This is a genomic window from Ensifer sp. SL37, assembly GCF_026672675.1.
Classification (GTDB): Bacteria; Pseudomonadota; Alphaproteobacteria; order Rhizobiales; family Rhizobiaceae; genus Ensifer; species Ensifer adhaerens.
The window spans coordinates 3572485-3590884 of sequence record NZ_JAPPRN010000006.1 but is presented as its reverse complement, the minus strand read 5'-3'; the positions used below and the strand labels follow the sequence as shown (position 1 = coordinate 3590884).

The window sequence follows — 18400 nt, the reverse complement described above, 5'->3', positions numbered from 1 at the left end:
AACCTTGGTTATAGCAGAAACGGAAGCGCGAAAGCCAGATATTTCGCCATCATCCACCGAACCCTGAAAGGCCACTGCAACTTGTGGGGGAAGCGATGGGGTGGCAAGCTACGCAGAAAGCGCTTTACCTCAACCGTGGTTGAGGTCGTAACAAAGGTGTTCCGAAGAGATAGCAGCGAGGAACGTTGGGCATGGTTCTGGCGAGGGACGAAACCAAGGCAGGCGGGGGCAATACCGCACTTCAGGAGGACGGCCGCTGGAGCGAACTGTTGCGGCCGGACTATCTGGCGACGACGGCTGCCCTTTGCCTCGGGGTCGCGTTGTTCGCATTCAACGAGTTTTTCGTAGCGACCGCGCTGCCCACAGCCGTCGAAGAGATCGGCGGCGCTACGCTGTTGTCCTGGGCCGTCACGCTCTATCTCGTCTTTGCCATTCTCGGCGGCGCTGTTGCCGCCACGCTCAAGTCAAGGTTCGGCGCACGCGGGACGCTGATTACGGCCGCGCTCATCTTTGTCGTCGGCACCCTCATCGCGACCGCCGCCGGCAGCATGCCGCAGGTCCTCGCCGGTCGCGTGTTTCAGGGATTCGGCGAGGGGATCATTGCTGCGGTCTGCTACGCGCTGATTCCCGAACTCTTCCCGCCGCGCCTGGTCCCAAAGGTATTCGGAGCCGAGGCCATCGTCTGGGCAACGGCGGCCTTTGGCGGGCCACTCGTGTCCGGATTCCTGACGGAACACTGGTCATGGCGGGTGGCTTTCGCCGTCAACGTTCCCGCAACCGTCATCTTCGTTGCGCTCGTTCTGCTGATCGTACCGGCACGCAAGGTGCCATCGACCGACACGCCTCGTCCAATCCCGCTGCTGCGGCTGACCGTGGTCGGTTCCGGCATATTGCTGATATCGGTCTCAAATACGGCGAGCAGCGTCCCCTTGATGGCGGCGGCGCTGGCGACGGCGCTGACCATCCTCTGGGCGGCCGTCGCAACCGACCGTCGGGCGGAGCATCCGATCCTGCCCGCGGGCGCCTTTCAGCTCACAAAACCGCTCGGCACCGGACTTTGGGTCGTGCTGCTGATGCCCCTCGCTCAAGCGTCCGGCTCGGTGTACCTCATTTATGGCCTGCAACATGTCTGGAATTTCAGCCCCACGGCCGCCGGTTTTTCGGCGGCATTGATGGCGATCTCCTGGAGTGTGACCGCTATCGCCGTCGCAAGCCTGCACTCGCACGCTCTGCGCGTGAAGCTCATCCCTGCGGGACCTGCGCTTCTCAGCCTCGGGCTTGCCGGTCTGATGATCGCCTTCGCGATCGACGATTACCGGCTGGTCTTCCCGAGCCAGATCGCGGTCGGGGCCGGGTTCGGCATGTCGTGGGGCACGCTCAGCCAGCTGATGATGGACGTCTCCTTGCGAGGAGAGCGGGACAAGACCTCAGCGTTTCTGCCGACGTTGCAGTCGGCCGGTTATGCGATCGGCGCGGCGATCTGCGGGCTGACGGCCAATCTTCGCGGTTTCGACGAGAAGGCGAACGTTGCCACGATGCACGCCGCCTTGTTCACGGTTTTCGTCGTCGCGTTCCTGATCTCCACGGCTTCTCTGTATCTGGGCGTCAGAACCGTGCGGCTCGCAGCGAGCCACGCGCGTCGTGATCGGGGCAGAACTGCTGCCGAGGCCCTGGCGGCAGACTAACAGTGTGATCAAGCGCAGGATGGATGTTCCTGCGCTTTGCTCGTGGCGCTGCTTCAGGCTGCAGCGTAGAGAGAGGCGCCGACCTGGCGGCGGGCAAGCAGAGCCCGCTGTTCGGCGCCGCGGCCGATGGAGGGCACGATTGTTGCCAGCAGCCTGCGGTTGCTGGAACGGACCTGGACCTTCAGCGAACCATAATCGGCATCGCGGCCGATCTTGTCTGCGATCCGCTGGCCGTAATAGAGGGCCGATCCCTCGTCGAAATGGCTGATACCGTCTTCATCGACGAAGTGCTCGTCGCCCCACAGCAAATCAAAGAAATAGAGTTGCACGATCTTGCCCCATGTCGCGCCCACCGGCGAAGCCGCCGATCTCTCAGTGCGCAGGGTCATAGAAACATGTGCCGGGGGAATGCAGGCTGAACCGGTCGTTCATGCGGCGTTCAGCGGAGGGGCGGGCTGTTGAAGCGCATCACACCCTCGGGGATGGCGGCGGCGCCCGAGGGTTTCGCGCGCCGCGGTCTTTCTTAGGCCTTGAAGTAGCTCTGCAGCGGGCGCACTTCGAGGCTGCCTGCCTTCAGAGCCTTGATTGCGTGCGCAGCCGCTTCAGCACCGGACATGGTGGTGTAGTAGGGCACCTTTTGCATCAGCGTGGCGCGGCGCAGCGACTTGGAGTCCGAGATCGCCTTGTTGCCGTCCGTCGTGTTGATGACGAGCTGAACGTGACGGTTGCGGATCGCATCCTCGACGTGCGGACGACCTTCCTGAACCTTGTTGATCTTGGTGGCGGCAATGCCGTGTTCACCGAGGAATCGAGCCGTGCCGCTGGTCGCCATGACCTTGAAGCCGATGTCGACGAGGATGCGGATTGCCGGCAACACCCGGGTCTTGTCCTCGTCGCGCACCGAAACGAACACTGTTCCATCGCGCGGCAGGTCGACGCCGGCGCCGAGCTGCGACTTGGCAAAGGCCAGTGCATAGTCGGTGTCGAGACCGATGACTTCGCCGGTCGAGCGCATTTCCGGGCCAAGCAGCGTATCGACGCCGGGGAAACGTGCGAACGGGAAGACTGCTTCCTTGACCGCGATGTGCTTGAGGTTGCGCGGATCCGGCTTTTCGCCATAGGCGGCGATCGCGACATCGAGCGCTTCGCCGGTCATGACGCGGGCCGCGATCTTCGCGATCGGCGCACCGATCGTCTTGGCGACGAAGGGTACGGTGCGCGAAGCGCGCGGGTTGACTTCGAGCACGTAGATCGTGCCGTCCTTGATCGCGAACTGCACGTTCATCAGGCCGCCGACATTGAGCGCCTTGGCAAGGGCTGCCGTCTGGCGTTCGAGTTCGTCGACCATGTCCTTGTCGAGCGTGTGCACCGGCAGCGAGCAGGCGCTGTCGCCCGAGTGGATGCCGGCTTCCTCGATGTGCTCCATGATGCCCGAGACGAAGACATCCTTGCCGTCGCACAGGCAGTCGACGTCGACTTCCGTCGCGTTGGTCAGGTAGCTGTCGAACAGCAGCGGATTCTTGCCGAGCAGCGTGTTGATCTGGCCGGTCTTGTCGTTCGGATAGCGCTGCTTGATGTCCTCAGGAACGAGGCCCGGAACCGTGTCGAGCAGGTAGCTCTGCAGCATGCTTTCCGAATGGATGATCTGCATGGCGCGGCCGCCGAGAACGTAGGACGGGCGCACGACCAGCGGGAAGCCGATTTCGGCAGCGACGAGGCGGGCCTGCTCGACCGAGTAGGCAATGCCATTGTTAGGCTGGTTGAGGTCGAGCTTCATCAGAAGCTTCTGGAAGCGGTCGCGGTCTTCGGCAAGGTCGATCGCGTCGGGTGCCGTGCCGAGGATCGGGATGCCGTTCTTTTCCAGCGCTTCGGCGAGCTTCAGCGGCGTCTGGCCACCGAACTGGACGATGACGCCGACGAGTTCGCCCTTTTCCTGCTCGGCGCGCATGATCTCGATCACGTCCTCGGCCGTCAGCGGTTCGAAGTAGAGGCGGTCGGAGGTGTCGTAGTCGGTCGAGACCGTTTCCGGGTTGCAGTTGATCATGATCGCTTCGTAGCCGGCATCCTTCAGCGCGAAGGCGGCGTGGCAGCAGCAATAGTCGAACTCGATGCCCTGACCGATGCGGTTCGGACCGCCGCCGAGAATGACGACCTTCTTGCGGTCAGACACTTCAGCTTCCGAGCGGGCGGCACCGACGAAAGGCGTTTCGTAGGTCGAGTACATGTAGGCGGTCGGCGAGGCGAATTCGGCAGCGCAGGTGTCGATGCGCTTGTAGACCGGGCGGACATTAAGCGCATTGCGCAGTTCCGCCACTTCCTTCGGGCGCTTGCCGCCGAGCGTTGCGAGGCGGGCGTCGGAGAAGCCCATCGCCTTCAGCATGCGCAGGTTCTCGGCATCGGCAGGCAGGCCGTGCTCGCGGATGCGCGCTTCCATGTCGACGATCGCCTTGAACTGGGCGATGAACCACGGGTCGATCTTGCTCGCCTCGTGAACCTCGGCTTCGCTCATGCCAAAGCGCAGCGCCTGCGCAACCATGCGCAGTCGGTCCGGCGTCGGCGTGCCGATCGCCGCACGAATGGCGTTACGGCCATCGCCGTTCTCGTCCATGTCGGGGATTTCGATTTCGTCGAGGCCGGTAAGGCCGGTCTCGAGGCCGCGCAGCGCCTTCTGCAGCGATTCGGCAAAGGTACGGCCGATCGCCATGACTTCGCCGACCGACTTCATGGCGGTGGTCAGAACCGGCGAGGCGCCCGGGAACTTTTCAAAGGCGAAGCGCGGGATCTTGGTGACGACGTAGTCGATCGACGGTTCGAACGAGGCCGGGGTCGCGCCGCCGGTGATGTCGTTGTCGAGTTCGTCGAGGGTGTAGCCGATCGCAAGCTTCGCCGCGATCTTGGCGATCGGGAAGCCGGTCGCCTTGGAGGCGAGGGCCGACGAGCGCGATACGCGCGGGTTCATTTCGATGACGACGAGACGGCCGTCCTTCGGATTGACGGCGAACTGCACGTTCGAGCCGCCGGTCTCGACGCCGATCTCGCGCAGAACCGCGATCGAGGCGTTGCGCATGATCTGATATTCTTTATCGGTCAGCGTCAGCGCCGGCGCAACGGTGATCGAATCACCGGTGTGCACGCCCATGGGGTCGATGTTTTCGATCGAGCAGATGATGATGCAGTTGTCCGCCGTGTCGCGGACCACTTCCATCTCGTACTCCTTCCAGCCGAGCACCGATTCTTCGATCAGCACTTCGGTGGTCGGCGACGCATCGAGACCGCTGCCGACGATGTCGAAGAATTCCGTGCGGTTATAAGCAATGCCGCCGCCGGTACCGCCGAGCGTGAAGGACGGACGGATGATGGCGGGCAGGCCAACATCGTCAAGCGCCTGCGCGGCAATCGCCATCGCGTGGTTCATGTAGCGCTGCTTGCGGTCGCCTTCGCCAAGGTTCCACTGGTTCTCGAGGTCATCGAGCGCCTTGTCGAGCTCGGCGCCGGAAAGCCGGCTCTTCAGTTCGGCGCGCTCGGCCTCGTGCGTCTTGCGGTCATGGTCCTTGATGTCGGTGGCATTCGCCAGCCGCGACTTCGGCGTTTCGAGGCCGATCTTCGCCATGGCTTCGCGGAAGAGGGCGCGGTCTTCGGCCTTGTCGATGGCGTCCGGCTTGGCGCCGATCATCTCGACATTGTAGCGGTCGAGAACGCCCATGCGGCGCAGCGAGAGCGCCGTGTTGAGCGCGGTCTGGCCGCCCATGGTCGGCAGCAGCGCGTCCGGGCGCTCCTTGGCGATGATCTTGGCGACGACTTCAGGGGTGATCGGCTCGACATAGGTTGCGTCGGCCAGACCCGGGTCGGTCATGATCGTCGCCGGGTTGGAGTTGACGAGGATGACGCGGTAGCCTTCCTCCTTCAGCGCCTTACAGGCCTGGGTGCCGGAATAGTCGAATTCGCAAGCCTGACCGATGACGATCGGCCCCGCGCCGATGATAAGAATGGACTTGATATCTTGGCGCTTCGGCATGGTCGATCATCCGTTTCTAGCTGCGCGAAAAACCGGCCGAGGTGGGAGGTCACCGGCCGGGCACGCATTGATGGGTCTTTTCAGGCTAGAAGCGGCTTATAGGCAAATGTTTCTGCAAGCGAAACCCCGAAAATTCCGGAATCGACAGGAACCAGCCATATTTGCGCACCTCCGGCCATGCAGAGCGCTTCGCGCACGGCGAAACAGCGCCGGAAATGTCAGGGGCGGCCGGGGATGACGAGAACCTTGACCTCTCCGGCCGCCGGCGGATGCGCAATGACGTTGGCTGCTTCGCCGAGCGTCACCCGCCGCGAAATCAGCTTGTCGATCTCGATGGCGCCCGAGGCGACGAGGTCTGCTGCACGGCGGTGGACGAAGGGGTTGATGAAGGATCCGAGCACCCGCAGTTCGCGAAAGAGAATGTCGAACGGTTCGATTTCCACGGTCTCGCCCTTCGGCATGACGCCGAGGATCACGACGGTGCCACCGGACCTGGCAAGGCGAGTCGACTGCGTGACGGTTTCGGCAACGCCGGCGCATTCGATGACGACATCGACCCCGCCGGGAACGAGCCCGGTGTCACCGGCGATCTGTTCGATGATATCGGCAGAGGAAGGATCGATCGTCGCCGTTGCGCCGACCTCTTCGGCAAGACGGCGCTTTGCCGCCTGTCGTGTGGAAAGAATGACCGTCGTTGCGCCGGCGAGGCGGACGAGCTGCACGACCAGTAGGCCGATCACACCGCCGCCAAGGACGACGACGGAGGAGCCGGCGCGAATGCCCGCCATATCCACGCCATGCAGGCAGCAGGCGAGCGGCTCGCAGAAGGCGCCATGAACGGGGTCGAGGCTCAGTGGTATGTCATGGGCCTGCTTGCGGGGCATAACCACGTACTCGGCAAAACCACCGTCACGATGGATGCCGATCGCCCGGAGATTGCGGCAGAGATTGATGCGCCCGGCGGTACATTGCGGACAGGTACCGCAAGCGACGTTGGGGTCGCCGGTGATTCTCGCGCCGATTGCGATATCGGAGACCCTGCTTCCCACCGCCTCGACGATGCCGCAGAATTCGTGGCCGAGCGTCACCGGCGGGGTGGAGGGGAATTCGCCGTGCAGCAGATGCCGGTCCGTGCCGCAGATGCCGCAGGCTTCGACCCGCACCAGCAGATCGTCCGGGCCGGGTAGGGGCTTTGGCACTTCTGCGACCCGCAGCTGACCGATACCTTCGAGCCGCAATGCCTTCATCGCCCTGCCTCCTCGTCCTGTCCGCATGGGCATAGGAGCCGCAAAGCAGGTTTGCGTCAAGGCGAGCGCGGCTGTTCAAGAGAGGGCGGCCGGTCGGGCCGGCGGCCCGGCTGCCGGCAGCGCCTTGGCGAAGTGTCCGCCTTGTCAAAAAGATTGGTGAGATCGCGAACTTACGGGGCGCGATTGCGTTTTACAACGACGTTAGGGCCGTCTTATAAAAGAGCAGACCGACAACGCCTTTCAGAGGCCGGGGAGGACAGATCATGGAATGGAAGGGCCGCCGCCAATCCGACAATATCGAAGACCAGCGCGGCGCGAGCCCCGGTGGCGGCAACCCGTTTGGGCGGGGGGGCGGTTTCCGCATGCCAGGCGGTGGCGGCGGCATGCGGCGCGCCGGAGGCGGTATGAGCTTCGGTACGATTATCTTCCTCGTCGTGCTCTATTTCATCCTCAAGGCCATGGGCATCGACATGCTGCAGGTGCTGGAAGGCGGCGGCGGCCAGGTGCAGATGCCGGGCTTCGAGCAGAGCGATGGTTCGCCGGCACCGCGCGGATCCGCTCAGGAAGAGGAAATGAAGCAGTTCATGGCGACGGTGCTCGCCGAGACTGAAGACACCTGGAACGGCATCTTCCAGGCAAACGGCCAGCAGTATGAAGAGCCGAAGATGGTGCTCTTCCGTGGCCAGGTGCGTTCTGCCTGCGGCTTTGCTTCGGCTGCCTCCGGGCCGTTCTATTGCCCGGGCGACCGCAAGGTCTATCTCGACATGAGCTTCTTCGACGAACTCGCGCAGAAGTTCGATGCGGCCGGCGATTTCGCCCAGGCCTATGTCGTCGCGCATGAGGTCGGCCATCATGTCCAGAACCTGATCGGCGTTCTGCCGAAGTTCAACCAGATGCGCCAATCGATGAGCGAGACCGAAGCCAACCAGATGTCGGTGCGCGTCGAACTGCAGGCCGATTGCTTCGCCGGTGTCTGGGGCAAGTATACCCAGCAGAAGGGCCTGCTCGAACAGGGCGACCTTGAAGAGGCGCTGAACGCGGCCACCCAGATCGGCGATGATACGCTGCAGAAGCGCATGCAGGGCTATGTCGTTCCCGAGAGCTTCAATCACGGGACCTCCGAGCAGCGCATGCGCTGGTTCAAGCGCGGCTTCGACAGCGGTAAGATGACGGCCTGTGATACTTTCTCGGGCGCGGCCTGATTTCTTTGAACCAGAATCATTCGAAAGGGCCGGCTTGTCTGCCGGCCCTTTCGTTTGTGGCTTAGCGCTCGCTGTCCATGTGGGCGAGCTGGGCTTCTGGATACCGCGCGCCGGCTGCCGCATTCTTCGGCACTGACTGTTCGATCACCGCCAGATCGTCTGCGCTGAGATGGACGTCGCGCGACGACAGGGCCTCTGCCAGTCGATCGCGCCGCCGCGCGCCGACGAGCGGCACGATGTCCTTGCCCTTGGCCGCAACCCAAGCGATCGCGATCTGTGCCACCGACACGCCCTTGCCTTCGGCGATTCGTCTCAAAGCCTCGACGAGGGCGAGGTTTCGATCGATGTTGCCTTCCTGAAACCGCGGGCTCATGGCGCGGAAATCGCCCTTGCCGGCCGCGCCTTTCTGCCAATGGCCGCTTATCAGCCCGCGTGAAAGGACGCCGTAGGCGGTGATGCCGATACCGAGTTCGCGGCAGGTCGGCAGGATTTCATCCTCGATGCCGCGCGAAATCAGCGAATACTCGATCTGCAGGTCGACGATCGGATGCACGGCCGCCGCACGCCGGATGGTTTCTGATCCGACTTCCGAGAGGCCGACATGCCTGACGTAACCCGCCTTCACCAGATCGGCGATTGCGCCAATGGTGTCCTCGATCGGCACATCCGGGTCGAGCCGGGCGGGACGATAGATGTCGATATGGTCGACGCCGAGCCTCTGCAGCGTGTAGGCGAGAAAATTGCGAACGGCCTTGGGCCGGCAATCGTAGCCCAACCAGTTGCCGGCGGCATCGCGCAGGGCGCCGAACTTCACGCTCAGCAGCGCCCTGTCGCGCCTTCCGCCCTTCAACGCTTCGCCGATCAGCATCTCGTTGTGACCCATGCCGTAGAAATCGCCGGTGTCGAGCAGCGTGATGCCGGCTTCCAGCGCTGCATGGATCGTGGCGATGCTTTCGGCCCGGTCCGCAGGGCCGTACATGCCGGACATGCCCATGCAACCGAGGCCGAGCGCCGAAACCGAGGGACCGGACTTTCCGAGTGAAACGTAATCCATCTTCGTTCTCCTTCGACAAGGCCGAAAACCAGCCGGCCGTTTGCTCGGTCTCCTGTTTACTTCGTCCGATGCCGTGCGATAATCCGATCTCAATCGAACGACTTGTACGAAATTCCGCACAATGGACGACTTGCCGCTTGCCGATCTCGATGCCTTCACCGCAGTGGCCGCGGCGCGGAGCTTCCGCGCGGCTGCGAAGAAGCGCGGCGTTTCCGCGTCGGCGCTAAGCGAGGCGCTCCGCCGCCTTGAAGCGAAGCTGCAGGTGCGCCTGCTCAACCGCACGACCCGCAGCGTCACCCTGACGGAGGCGGGCACGCGGCTGCTCGATCGGCTGACGCCGGCCCTCGGCGAGATCGCCGGTGCGCTCGATCAGGTCAACGAGATGCGCGACAGTCCGGCGGGAACGCTAAAACTGAACGTTCCGACCATCGTCGCGCGCGAAATTCTACCACCGATCATCGGCCGGTTCTTGCGCGAGCACCCGGCAATTTCCCTGGAGGTGACGGCGGAGGACGGTTTCGTCGATGTCCTCGCTGCCGGTTTCGATGCGGGCGTCCGCTACGAGGAACGCGTCGAGCGCGACATGATCGCGATCCCGATCGGGCCGAGCCGCCAGCGTTATGTCACCGCCGCGGCGCCGGATTATCTCGCAAGGCGCGGCGTGCCCGGCCATCCGCGCGACCTGCTTGAACACGCCTGCATTCGCCACCGCTTCGCCAGCGGCTTCTCGCTTCCCTGGGAGTTCGGCGAGGGCGAGGCGGCGCTGACGATCGCGCCGCCAGCCGTCGTCACCGCCAACACGATCGATCTCGAACTCGGGGCGGCCATCGACGGCCTTGGCGTGATCCGGACCTTCGAGGAATTCATCGCGCCCGCGGTCGCCGCAGGGCGCCTGGTGCTCATCCTTGAGGCGTGGACGACGAGCTTCTCCGGTCCGCTTCTCTATTATGCAAGCCGCAAGCATATGCCGGCGGCGTTGCGTGCCTTCGTGGACTTCCTGAAGCGCGAACAGCGGCGGGACCACCGCTGAGGCATGGGCTGTAAGCGGCCCGACCTATCAACCATTGCGATAGTCCCATCAGAAAATTTGGGACGTTCACGGATTGTTTCGTGCGAAATGATCCGTTACACCTAAATTGGTAGCGTTGTTCACGTTCTGTCTCTTTTCCCGGGGCAGGCCGCCGGGGAGGGATCGCATGCGCGACGAGAAATTTGTGCGACGCGGCCTGTTCCTCGTCTTCCTCATCCTGTTTCTCGATATCATTGGCATCGCAATCATCGTGCCGGTGCTGCCGGCCTATCTCGAGGAATTGACCGGCGCCAATGTCAGCGAGGCGGCGATCGACGGTGGATGGCTGCTGCTCGTATATGCCGCGATGCAGTTTCTCTTTGCGCCGCTGATCGGCAATCTCAGCGATCGATTCGGCCGCCGCCCGGTGCTGCTCGCATCCGTCTTCACCTTCGCGCTCGACAACCTGATCTGCGCGCTCGCCACCAGCTACTGGATGCTGTTCATCGGTCGTGTACTCGCCGGCGTCAGCGGCGCCAGCTTCGGCACGGCATCGGCCTACATCGCCGACATCAGTCATGACGGGAACCGAGCCAAGAATTTCGGGCTGATCGGCATTGCCTTTGGTACCGGCTTCGCGCTCGGGCCGGTGCTTGGCGGTCTGCTTGGCGAACTCGGCCCGCGGGTCCCGTTCTACGGCGCGGCAGCGCTGTCCTTCGTCAACTTTATCCTTGGCGTATTCCTGCTACCCGAAACGCTCGACAGCGCCAACCGCCGCCGGTTCGAGTGGAAACGCGCCAACCCGCTGGACGCCCTCAAGCAGATGCGCAATTACCCCGGCATCGGCTGGGTGGGGCTGGTGTTCTTTCTCTTTTGGCTTGCCCATTCGGTCTATCCGGCCGTCTGGTCCTTCGTTTCCAGCTACCGCTACGGCTGGAGCGAGGGGCAGATCGGACTTTCGCTCGGGATCTTCGGTATCGGCGGTGCCTTCGTCATGGCCGTCATCCTGCCGCGCGTGGTGCCGCGGCTTGGGGAGTGGCGCACGGCCGTGCTCGGCCTGACCTTCACCACGCTCGGAGCCATCGGCTATGCCGGCGCCTGGCAGGGGTGGATGATCTATGCGGTGATCATCGCGACCGCGCTCGAAAGCCTCGCCGATCCGCCGCTGCGCAGTATCGCCGCGGCCCACGTGCCGTCGTCGGCACAAGGCGAGCTTCAGGGCGCGCTGACCAGCATCGGCAGCATCACCACGATCATCGGTCCGTTGATCTTCACCCAGGCCTTCGGTTATTTCACCAGCCCTGCCGCGCCCGTCGCCTTTGCCGGCGCGCCCTATGCACTCGCCAGTTGCTTCCTCGTCGGCGCGCTTATCGTGTTCTTCCTGAAGATACCGAGAAGCAGGGCGGTCGGACCGGAAGGCGCGGAGAATGTCGGGCCGGCCGACGCCGTAGCGCCGGACGAGCCAGAGGCGATGGGGCGGCCACGATTGCACGGAAATTGATCAATTTTCGTGATCTATCGATGAAACTTTGAGCAACCTCGCCCTTGCGGCTGGCTCTTTGCCCGACGGTATTCTATTTCCGGATTCCTCCCCCCGATCTTCGGTTGCGGCCCGGAGCCGCATTGACTGCCAGGAATCTGCCATGCTGACCGCGAATGCGAGCCCGATACCGTTGACGACCGACAATTCCTGGCGGACGCACTATCGCGCGAGCTTCTATCTGGGCGTGCCGTTCATCGGTGCGCAGCTTGCGCAGCTCGCGATCAACACGACGGACGTCCTGATGGTCGGTAAGCTCGGCGCCACCGAGCTCGCGGCGATCATCCTCGCGACCCAGATGTATTTCACCGTCTATGTTTTCGGCAACGGATTTGCCAATGCGGTGGTGCCGATGGCAGCACAGGCCGTCGGCCGTGGCGACAAGGTTTCGGTGCGCCGCTCGGTGCGCATGGGCATGTGGGTGGTGATGCTCTACGGCCTGTTGACCGCGCCGATCCTCTGGATGGCCGAGCCGATCCTGCTATTTGCCGGCCAGCAGCCCAAGGTCGCAGCCCTTGCAGGAGAATATGTCCGCATCGCGCAATGGGCGATCTTCCCCGGTCTCATCTTCATGGTGCTGAGGGCCTTCCTAAGTGGCCTGGAGAGGGCAGGGATCATTCTCTATGTCACGCTGGCGACGCTCGTGCTCAATGCCGCGCTCTGCTACGTGCTGATCTTCGGCCACTTCGGCTTCCCGAAACTCGGCATCTTCGGTGCGGCGGTCGCAGCGCTTGGCGTTGCCGTACTCGGCGCGGCGTTGACGATCGGCTATATCAAGAGCAAGCCGGAGCTCAACCAGTACGAACTCTTCGTCCGCTTCTGGCGGCCCGACTGGGTCGCCTTCCGCGAAGTCGTTTTTCTCGGAATTCCGATTTCGCTGACGATCCTTGCCGAGGTCAGCCTGTTCACCGTCGCCTCGCTGCTGATGGGCACGATCGGCACGGTCGAGCTTGCGGCGCACGGCATCGCGCTGCAATTCGCCTCGATGGCCTTCATGATCCCGCTCGGGCTTGCGCAGGCCGCCACGGTGCGGGTCGGGCTTGCCTATGGCCGCGGTGATCTCCTGGGCGTTCGGCGCGCGGCGATCGCTTCGCTGGTGCTCGGCGCCGGCTTTGCCATTGTCGGCAGCGCCATCTTCGCATTCTTCCCCAGCCAACTGGCTGCCCTTTATCTCGACACAGCCCGTCCGGACGCTGCGGCGGTGCTTGCCTTCGCGGCTCCGCTCATTGTGATTGCCGGTGCGTTTCAGCTCGTCGATGGCATGCAGGCGATCGCCGCCGGCATGCTGCGCGGCCTGAAGGACACCAAGGTGCCGATGCTGCTGGCGATGGTTTCTTATTGGCCGATCGGCTTCGTCTGCGCCTGGCTCTTTGCCTTTCCCTTCAATTTCGGCGGGATCGGCGTGTGGTTCGGCTTCGTCCTCGGGCTTGCAGCCGCCGCGGTGCTGTTGAACTGGCGCTTCTTCCGGATGCTCGGCGAGATCACGGCGAAGGCTGCCGCCAAGGGCGCCTGACTTGGGGCGAAGAAGAGCAAAGAAAAAGCCGGACGGGCAGGGGATGCCGTCCGGCTTACAATGGCGGTCGCCTCAGGGGAAGGGAACGACGGCCGCTTACTACCACGCTTCGTTTTACGAAGCTTTGGAACTGCTAGACGTTAAAGCCGTCGAGCCGTTCCGAACCCTGGCGATCGCGCTGGAGGTCGCGTATCGTCCGGGCAAAGTCGATCAAGAATACGAGACTGATGACCGCTGCCGCGATCATGAATAGGGTGGCCATAGTGCCCTCCATCAACGGAAGATTTTCTGGGTCGCGTAGCGCTCGCGCCGGTCACGGGACTCGTTGCGCAGTCCATGTATCGTCGCAAAGATCATCGCGAAAAACATCGCCATCGAAAACAGAGCAAGTCCCATAGCCGTAATCCTTTCGCATCCTAAACGGCAGTACGTTCAAAAAAGTTCCGTTGTTACTGGCACTACACTTAACGTCTTTGCTGTGAAGCACCGTTGAACATGGCATTCATCTAGCATTCATTCTTTCTGTCCCGCTGTTTCCCAGGGAACAGGGTCAAGCGCCGTACAACTCTTGCGATCTGTCGCCGTCCGTGACAAAAGGCTTCACCAAACGGAAACAGGTGCGATGACCACGGCATTTTATCCCGGCTCCTTCGATCCGATGACGAACGGGCATCTCGATGTGCTCGTGCAGGCGCTGAACGTGGCGGCGAAAGTCATCGTCGCGATCGGCATCCACCCCGGCAAAGCACCACTCTTCTCCTTCGACGAACGCGCCGAGCTCATCCGCCGCTCGCTCCAGGAATTTCTGCCGGACAGGGCAGGCGACATCGATGTCGTTTCCTTCGACAATCTGGTCGTCGATGCGGCGCGGGAGCGCGGCGCAAAGCTGCTTGTGCGCGGCCTTCGCGATGGCACCGACCTCGACTACGAGATGCAGATGGCCGGGATGAACCGGCAGATGGCGCCGGATATCCAGACCTTGTTCTTGCCGGCGGGCACGGCATCACGGCCCATTACGGCCACATTGGTCCGCCAGATCGCGGCCATGGGCGGCGACGTCAGTGCCTTCGTGCCCAAGTCCGTCTACGAAGCACTGCAGGCCAAACGCCGTACCTGACGGGCGGCCCCAAATTCACCACGCAGGGAGAAACCATGAAAATCCTCCACCTCGCATTTGCCGGCGCAATCGCGCTTGCCTCCTTCACGGGCACGGCGCTTGCGCAAGCGGCCGACAACTTCATCACCATCACGCTCAAGGATGGTCCGGTCGTCGTCGAACTCAGGCCTGACATCGCGCCGAAGCATGTCGAGCAGATCAAGGCGCTGGCCGCGGCCGGTGAATACGACAACGTCGCTTTCCACCGCGTGATCAAGGGCTTCATGGCCCAGACCGGCGACGTGCAGTATGGCGACATGGAAAACGGCTACCAGCCGCAGGCTGCCGGCACCGGCGGTTCGTCGCGTCCGGACGTCCCGGCAGAGTTCTCCGAAGTCCCGTTTGAACGCGGCACGGTCGGCATGGCCCGCTCGCAGGACCCGAACAGCGCGAATTCGCAGTTCTTCATCATGTTCGCCCCGGGCGACTTCCTCAACGGCCAGTACACGGTCGTCGGCAAGGTCGTCTCCGGCATGGAGAATGTCGATAAGATCAAGCTCGGCGACGACGCCAACAACGGCTCCGTCACCGATCCCGACCGCATGATCAGCGTCAAGGTCGGCAAGTAAAATCAACAGAAGGAGAAAACCCATGGCCGAGATCAAGGATCCGGAAAACACGATCATCCTGGAGACCACCAAGGGCAAAGTCGTCATCGAGCTTCTGCCCGACGTCGCTCCGGGGCATGTCGCCCGCATCAAGGAACTGGCCCGCGAAGGCGCCTATGACGGCGTGGTATTCCACCGCGTGATCGAGGACTTCATGGCCCAGACCGGCGACGTGCAGTACGGCAAGACCGGCGGCGAGCACTTCAACCCGGCCCGCGCCGGCATGGGCGGCTCCTCAAAGCCGGACCTGAAGGCCGAATTCTCGAACGTCAGCCACGTTCGCGGCACGTGCTCGATGGCCCGTAGCCAGATGCCGAACTCGGCCAACTCGCAGTTCTTCATCTGCTTCACCGACGCGCCGTGGCTCAACAAGCAGTACTCTGTCTGGGGCCAGGTCATCGAAGGCATGGACAACATCGACAAGATCAAGCGCGGCGAGCCGGTGCGCGATCCCGATACGATCGTCACGATGCGGGTTGCCGCAGACGCCTGATTTGCGCTAATGCACGAACCCGCCCCGGTCGCCAACTGCGCCGGGGCGGGTTTGCTTTTGTCTGAAGATAACAATGCGCGTAGACCTGTTCGACTTCGACCTCCCGGAAACTTCGATTGCGCTTCGGCCCGCAAGCCCGCGCGACAGCGCCCGTATGCTCGTGGTGCGCCCCGATGGCGCCGACGTTCTTGCGGACAGGGGCGTGCTCGACCTGCCGTCGTTCCTGAGGGAAGGCGACGCGCTTGTCTTCAACGACACCAAGGTGATCCCGGCGCAGCTCGAAGGCATCCGCCGCCGCGGCGAGGAGATCGCGACGCAAGTTTCGCTGACGCTGCATATGCGGGTCGCACCCGACCGCTGGAAGGCTTTCGCCCGCCCGGCACGACGCCTCAAGGTCGGCGACCGCATTGCCTTCGGCCACGGTGGCTCAAGCTGCTTTCTCGGAACGCTCGACGCGACCGTCGAGGAAAAGGGCGATGCCGGCGAAGTGACGCTGCGCTTCGATCTCTCGGGTCCCTCGCTTGACGAGGCGATCATGGCGGTCGGCCACATTCCCTTGCCGCCTTACATCGCCTCCAAGCGCGCCGAGGATGCGCAGGACCGCGCCGACTACCAGACCATGTATGCCCGAGAGGAGGGCGCCGTTGCGGCGCCGACCGCCGGTCTGCATTTCACCGACCGTCTTTTCGCCAAGCTCGACGAGGCCGGCATCGAGCGCCACTTCGTGACGCTGCATGTGGGTGCGGGCACGTTCCTGCCGGTCAAGGCTGATGATACCGACGACCACGTGATGCACCAGGAGATCGGCCACGTCGATGCCCGGACCGCCGAGAGGCTGAACGCCGTCAAGGCGAGGGGCGGGCGCATCGTCTGCGTCGGCACGACCTCGCTGCGGTTGATCGAAAGCGCCACCTCGGAAGACGGCACGGTCAAGTCCTGGTCCGGTCCGACGGGCATCTTCATCACGCCCGGCTACCGCTTCCGCGCGGTGGACATGCTGATGACCAATTTCCATCTGCCGAAATCAACGCTGTTCATGCTGGTTTCGGCCTTCAGCGGCCTGGACACGATGCGCGCGGCCTACGCGCACGCGATCGAAACCGGCTACCGCTTCTATTCCTATGGCGACGCCAGCCTGCTTTTCCGGAAAGACTAAATGACCGAGACCTTCCAGTTCAAGCTACACAAGACCGACGGCAAGGCCCGTCGCGGCGAAGTGTCTATGCCGCGCGGCACGATCCGCACACCGGCCTTCATGCCCGTCGGTACCGTCGGCACGGTCAAGGCGATGTATCTCGACCAGGTCAAGGATCTTGGCGCCGACATCATTCTCGGCAATACCTACCACCTGATGCTGCGCCCAGGCGCCGAACGCGTCGCGAGGCTCGGCGGTCTGCATGGCCTGATCCGCTGGCAGGGCCCGATCCTGACGGATTCGGGTGGCTTCCAGGTCATGTCGCTGGCGGGCCTTCGCAAGCTCGACGAGCAGGGCGTCACCTTCAAGAGCCACGTCGATGGCGCGCTCTTCCATATGTCGCCGGAGCGCTCGATCGAGATTCAAGGCTTGCTCGACAGCGACATCCAGATGCAGCTCGACGAATGCGTGGCGCTGCCGGCCGAGCCAAAGGAAATCGAGCGCGCGATGGAAATGTCGCTGCGTTGGGCCGAGCGCTGCAAGGTCGCCTTCGGCGACCAGCCGGGCAAGGCGATGTTCGGCATCGTGCAGGGCGGCGATATCCCGAAGCTGCGCGAACGCTCGGCTGAAGCGCTGAAGGGCCTCGATCTCAAGGGCTATGCGGTGGGCGGTCTCGCCGTCGGCGAGCCGCAGGAGGTGATGCTGCGCATGCTCGACATTACCTGCCCGATCATGCCGGTGGACAAGCCCCGTTACCTGATGGGCGTCGGCACGCCAGACGACATCCTGCGGTCGGTCGCCGAGGGCATCGACATGTTCGACTGCGTGATGCCGACCCGCTCGGGACGCCACGGCCTCGCGTTCACGCGCCACGGCCGCATCAACCTGCGCAATGCCCGCCACGCCGAAGACATGCGCCCGCTCGACGAGCAATCCTCTTGCCCTGCGACGCGCGACTATTCGCGTGCCTATCTGCACCATCTGATCCGCTCGAACGAATCGCTCGGCGGAATGCTGCTCAGCTGGAACAATCTGGCCTACTATCAGGAACTGATGGCCGGAATTCGCCTGGCGATCGAAGAAGGTCGCTTCGCTGACTTCATGGCCGAAACGCAGGAAACCTGGCGGCGAGGGGACCTTCCCCCGGTTTGATGGCCGCCAACGGACCGGTGTCTCAGATGGCCGGTCCCGACGCCGACTGCAAAATCATCACGCCGTTGATCTTGTAGCTGCCATCCGGCTGTTTCACGAGTTCGTAAACTGCGGTCCAGTCCTTGCCGTCTGGCGCCGAGATCAGAACTTCCTGCAGCACCTGGTCGCCAACCACCTTCGATCGACCAAAAGCAAAGTTACCAGGCCGGTAGACGGGCTGGTAGCCGCGCTTCACCATCTCGAAGAAGCTTGCCTTGTCGGGAAACTTGCTGCGGATTGCGGGTGAAGCGAAGGAGTAGGCGGTCTCCGCATCATCCTGCAGAAAGGCAGTGATCTGTTCCCGTATGATCGTTCGCGCCGTATCGACGGGTTCCTCCGCACAAGCGGCAGTCGCGGCTGCCAGTTGTGCCACCAAACCGAGGGCAATCGCAAAGCTCCTGAACATCGTCGATCTCCATAGCCGCAATGAAAGACCATAGGACAGTCGCGGCTTTTGGAAACAGGAGCTTTGGTGGCAGCTTCAGATAGTTGCTCAGATCTGCCTATGTAAATCGTGTTAATTCAATTTGTTGTCTGGTGATATGAAAGTCA

Annotated in this window: 17 protein-coding genes; 10 read left to right on the top strand and 7 right to left on the bottom strand. The window is 63.0% G+C overall.

Features of this window, described 5'->3' with window-relative positions; genetic code table 11:
* Window positions 1–191: 191 nt before the first annotated feature.
* Entirely contained in the window at window positions 192–1685 is a 1494-nt protein-coding gene (locus OVA00_RS29685) for an MFS transporter (protein ID WP_192439022.1), read from the top strand.
* Between the two features lie 53 nt (window positions 1686–1738).
* Here OVA00_RS29685 and OVA00_RS29680 read toward each other — a convergent pair whose 3' ends face one another.
* The 3 genes from OVA00_RS29680 to OVA00_RS29670 form a co-directional block, all read right to left on the bottom strand.
* Window positions 1739–2074 carry a hypothetical protein gene (locus OVA00_RS29680; RefSeq protein ID WP_051659217.1) on the bottom strand — a complete coding sequence of 112 codons (336 nt, stop codon included), beginning with the start codon at window positions 2072–2074 and terminating at the stop codon, window positions 1739–1741.
* A gap of 134 nt (window positions 2075–2208) precedes the next feature.
* On the bottom strand, window positions 2209–5700 hold the full coding sequence (gene carB / locus OVA00_RS29675) for a carbamoyl-phosphate synthase large subunit (protein WP_034791307.1): 3492 nt from the start codon (window positions 5698–5700) through the stop codon (window positions 2209–2211).
* Between the two features lie 218 nt (window positions 5701–5918).
* Window positions 5919–6947 (bottom strand): zinc-dependent alcohol dehydrogenase family protein, encoded by a 1029-nt coding sequence (locus tag OVA00_RS29670; protein ID WP_268090167.1) that lies wholly within the window; start codon window positions 6945–6947, stop codon window positions 5919–5921.
* Window positions 6948–7210: 263 nt separating this feature from the next.
* Here OVA00_RS29670 and ypfJ point away from each other — a divergent pair, with 263 nt between their 5' ends.
* The gene (gene ypfJ, locus OVA00_RS29665) at window positions 7211–8149 is read left to right on the top strand and encodes a KPN_02809 family neutral zinc metallopeptidase (RefSeq protein ID WP_034791344.1); all 939 of its coding nucleotides are present in this window, start codon (window positions 7211–7213) and stop codon (window positions 8147–8149) included.
* 61 nt (window positions 8150–8210) lie between these two features.
* Here ypfJ and OVA00_RS29660 read toward each other — a convergent pair whose 3' ends face one another.
* Window positions 8211–9203 (bottom strand): aldo/keto reductase, encoded by a 993-nt coding sequence (locus tag OVA00_RS29660; RefSeq protein WP_034791351.1) that lies wholly within the window; start codon window positions 9201–9203, stop codon window positions 8211–8213.
* A 121-nt stretch (window positions 9204–9324) separates the two neighbouring features.
* Between OVA00_RS29660 and OVA00_RS29655 the strand changes: the two genes are divergently transcribed.
* The 3 genes from OVA00_RS29655 (at window position 9325) to OVA00_RS29645 (ending at window position 13265) form a co-directional block, all read left to right on the top strand.
* Window positions 9325–10233 (top strand): LysR family transcriptional regulator, encoded by a 909-nt coding sequence (locus tag OVA00_RS29655; RefSeq protein WP_112975384.1) that lies wholly within the window; start codon window positions 9325–9327, stop codon window positions 10231–10233.
* Window positions 10234–10399: 166 nt separating this feature from the next.
* Window positions 10400–11713 carry a TCR/Tet family MFS transporter gene (locus OVA00_RS29650; protein WP_268090166.1) on the top strand — a complete coding sequence of 438 codons (1314 nt, stop codon included), beginning with the start codon at window positions 10400–10402 and terminating at the stop codon, window positions 11711–11713.
* 142 nt (window positions 11714–11855) lie between these two features.
* On the top strand, window positions 11856–13265 hold the full coding sequence (locus OVA00_RS29645; RefSeq protein WP_034791355.1) for an MATE family efflux transporter: 1410 nt from the start codon (window positions 11856–11858) through the stop codon (window positions 13263–13265).
* Between the two features lie 133 nt (window positions 13266–13398).
* Here OVA00_RS29645 and OVA00_RS29640 read toward each other — a convergent pair whose 3' ends face one another.
* Together OVA00_RS29640 and OVA00_RS29635 are read right to left on the bottom strand one after the other, a co-directional pair.
* Window positions 13399–13527: a hypothetical protein gene (locus OVA00_RS29640; RefSeq protein WP_255380878.1), complete on the bottom strand. Its 129-nt coding sequence runs from the start codon at window positions 13525–13527 to the stop codon at window positions 13399–13401.
* A gap of 11 nt (window positions 13528–13538) precedes the next feature.
* Window positions 13539–13661: a hypothetical protein gene (locus OVA00_RS29635; protein WP_255380879.1), complete on the bottom strand. Its 123-nt coding sequence runs from the start codon at window positions 13659–13661 to the stop codon at window positions 13539–13541.
* A gap of 226 nt (window positions 13662–13887) precedes the next feature.
* On the opposite strand from OVA00_RS29635, the gene coaD reads away from it, so the two are divergent.
* From coaD to tgt, 5 genes are all read left to right on the top strand, one after another.
* The gene (gene coaD / locus OVA00_RS29630) at window positions 13888–14382 is read left to right on the top strand and encodes a pantetheine-phosphate adenylyltransferase (RefSeq protein ID WP_060517145.1); all 495 of its coding nucleotides are present in this window, start codon (window positions 13888–13890) and stop codon (window positions 14380–14382) included.
* A 35-nt stretch (window positions 14383–14417) separates the two neighbouring features.
* Window positions 14418–14990: a peptidylprolyl isomerase gene (locus OVA00_RS29625; RefSeq protein WP_112975380.1), complete on the top strand. Its 573-nt coding sequence runs from the start codon at window positions 14418–14420 to the stop codon at window positions 14988–14990.
* 22 nt (window positions 14991–15012) lie between these two features.
* Window positions 15013–15522, top strand: a complete 510-nt coding sequence (locus OVA00_RS29620; RefSeq protein WP_034791362.1) for a peptidylprolyl isomerase — start codon at window positions 15013–15015, stop codon at window positions 15520–15522.
* A gap of 73 nt (window positions 15523–15595) precedes the next feature.
* Complete coding sequence (gene queA / locus OVA00_RS29615; RefSeq protein WP_060582135.1) at window positions 15596–16678, top strand: tRNA preQ1(34) S-adenosylmethionine ribosyltransferase-isomerase QueA; 1083 nt, start codon at window positions 15596–15598, stop codon at window positions 16676–16678.
* A complete protein-coding gene (gene tgt, locus OVA00_RS29610) occupies window positions 16679–17809 on the top strand; it encodes a tRNA guanosine(34) transglycosylase Tgt (protein WP_034791366.1) in 1131 nt (376 codons plus the stop codon).
* A gap of 22 nt (window positions 17810–17831) precedes the next feature.
* Here the strand turns inward: tgt and OVA00_RS29605 are convergent, their stop codons facing one another.
* Window positions 17832–18254, bottom strand: coding sequence for a DUF4864 domain-containing protein (locus OVA00_RS29605; RefSeq protein WP_268090163.1), 423 nt, complete (start codon window positions 18252–18254; stop codon window positions 17832–17834).
* Between the last annotated feature and the right edge of the window lie 146 nt (window positions 18255–18400).

Bases quoted from the DNA above. Each gene is read 5' to 3' on its own strand.
- OVA00_RS29685 (WP_192439022.1), top strand. From the start codon at position 192: ATGGTTCTGGCGAGGGACGAAACCAAGGCAGGCGGGGGCAATACCGCA.
- OVA00_RS29680 (WP_051659217.1), bottom strand. From the start codon at position 2,074: ATGACCCTGCGCACTGAGAGATCGGCGGCTTCGCCGGTGGGCGCGACA.
- carB (WP_034791307.1), bottom strand. From the start codon at position 5,700: ATGCCGAAGCGCCAAGATATCAAGTCCATTCTTATCATCGGCGCGGGG.
- OVA00_RS29670 (WP_268090167.1), bottom strand. From the start codon at position 6,947: ATGAAGGCATTGCGGCTCGAAGGTATCGGTCAGCTGCGGGTCGCAGAA.
- ypfJ (WP_034791344.1), top strand. From the start codon at position 7,211: ATGGAATGGAAGGGCCGCCGCCAATCCGACAATATCGAAGACCAGCGC.
- OVA00_RS29660 (WP_034791351.1), bottom strand. From the start codon at position 9,203: ATGGATTACGTTTCACTCGGAAAGTCCGGTCCCTCGGTTTCGGCGCTC.
- OVA00_RS29655 (WP_112975384.1), top strand. From the start codon at position 9,325: ATGGACGACTTGCCGCTTGCCGATCTCGATGCCTTCACCGCAGTGGCC.
- OVA00_RS29650 (WP_268090166.1), top strand. From the start codon at position 10,400: ATGCGCGACGAGAAATTTGTGCGACGCGGCCTGTTCCTCGTCTTCCTC.
- OVA00_RS29645 (WP_034791355.1), top strand. From the start codon at position 11,856: ATGCTGACCGCGAATGCGAGCCCGATACCGTTGACGACCGACAATTCC.
- OVA00_RS29640 (WP_255380878.1), bottom strand. From the start codon at position 13,527: ATGGCCACCCTATTCATGATCGCGGCAGCGGTCATCAGTCTCGTATTC.
- OVA00_RS29635 (WP_255380879.1), bottom strand. From the start codon at position 13,661: ATGGGACTTGCTCTGTTTTCGATGGCGATGTTTTTCGCGATGATCTTT.
- coaD (WP_060517145.1), top strand. From the start codon at position 13,888: ATGACCACGGCATTTTATCCCGGCTCCTTCGATCCGATGACGAACGGG.
- OVA00_RS29625 (WP_112975380.1), top strand. From the start codon at position 14,418: ATGAAAATCCTCCACCTCGCATTTGCCGGCGCAATCGCGCTTGCCTCC.
- OVA00_RS29620 (WP_034791362.1), top strand. From the start codon at position 15,013: ATGGCCGAGATCAAGGATCCGGAAAACACGATCATCCTGGAGACCACC.
- queA (WP_060582135.1), top strand. From the start codon at position 15,596: ATGCGCGTAGACCTGTTCGACTTCGACCTCCCGGAAACTTCGATTGCG.
- tgt (WP_034791366.1), top strand. From the start codon at position 16,679: ATGACCGAGACCTTCCAGTTCAAGCTACACAAGACCGACGGCAAGGCC.
- OVA00_RS29605 (WP_268090163.1), bottom strand. From the start codon at position 18,254: ATGTTCAGGAGCTTTGCGATTGCCCTCGGTTTGGTGGCACAACTGGCA.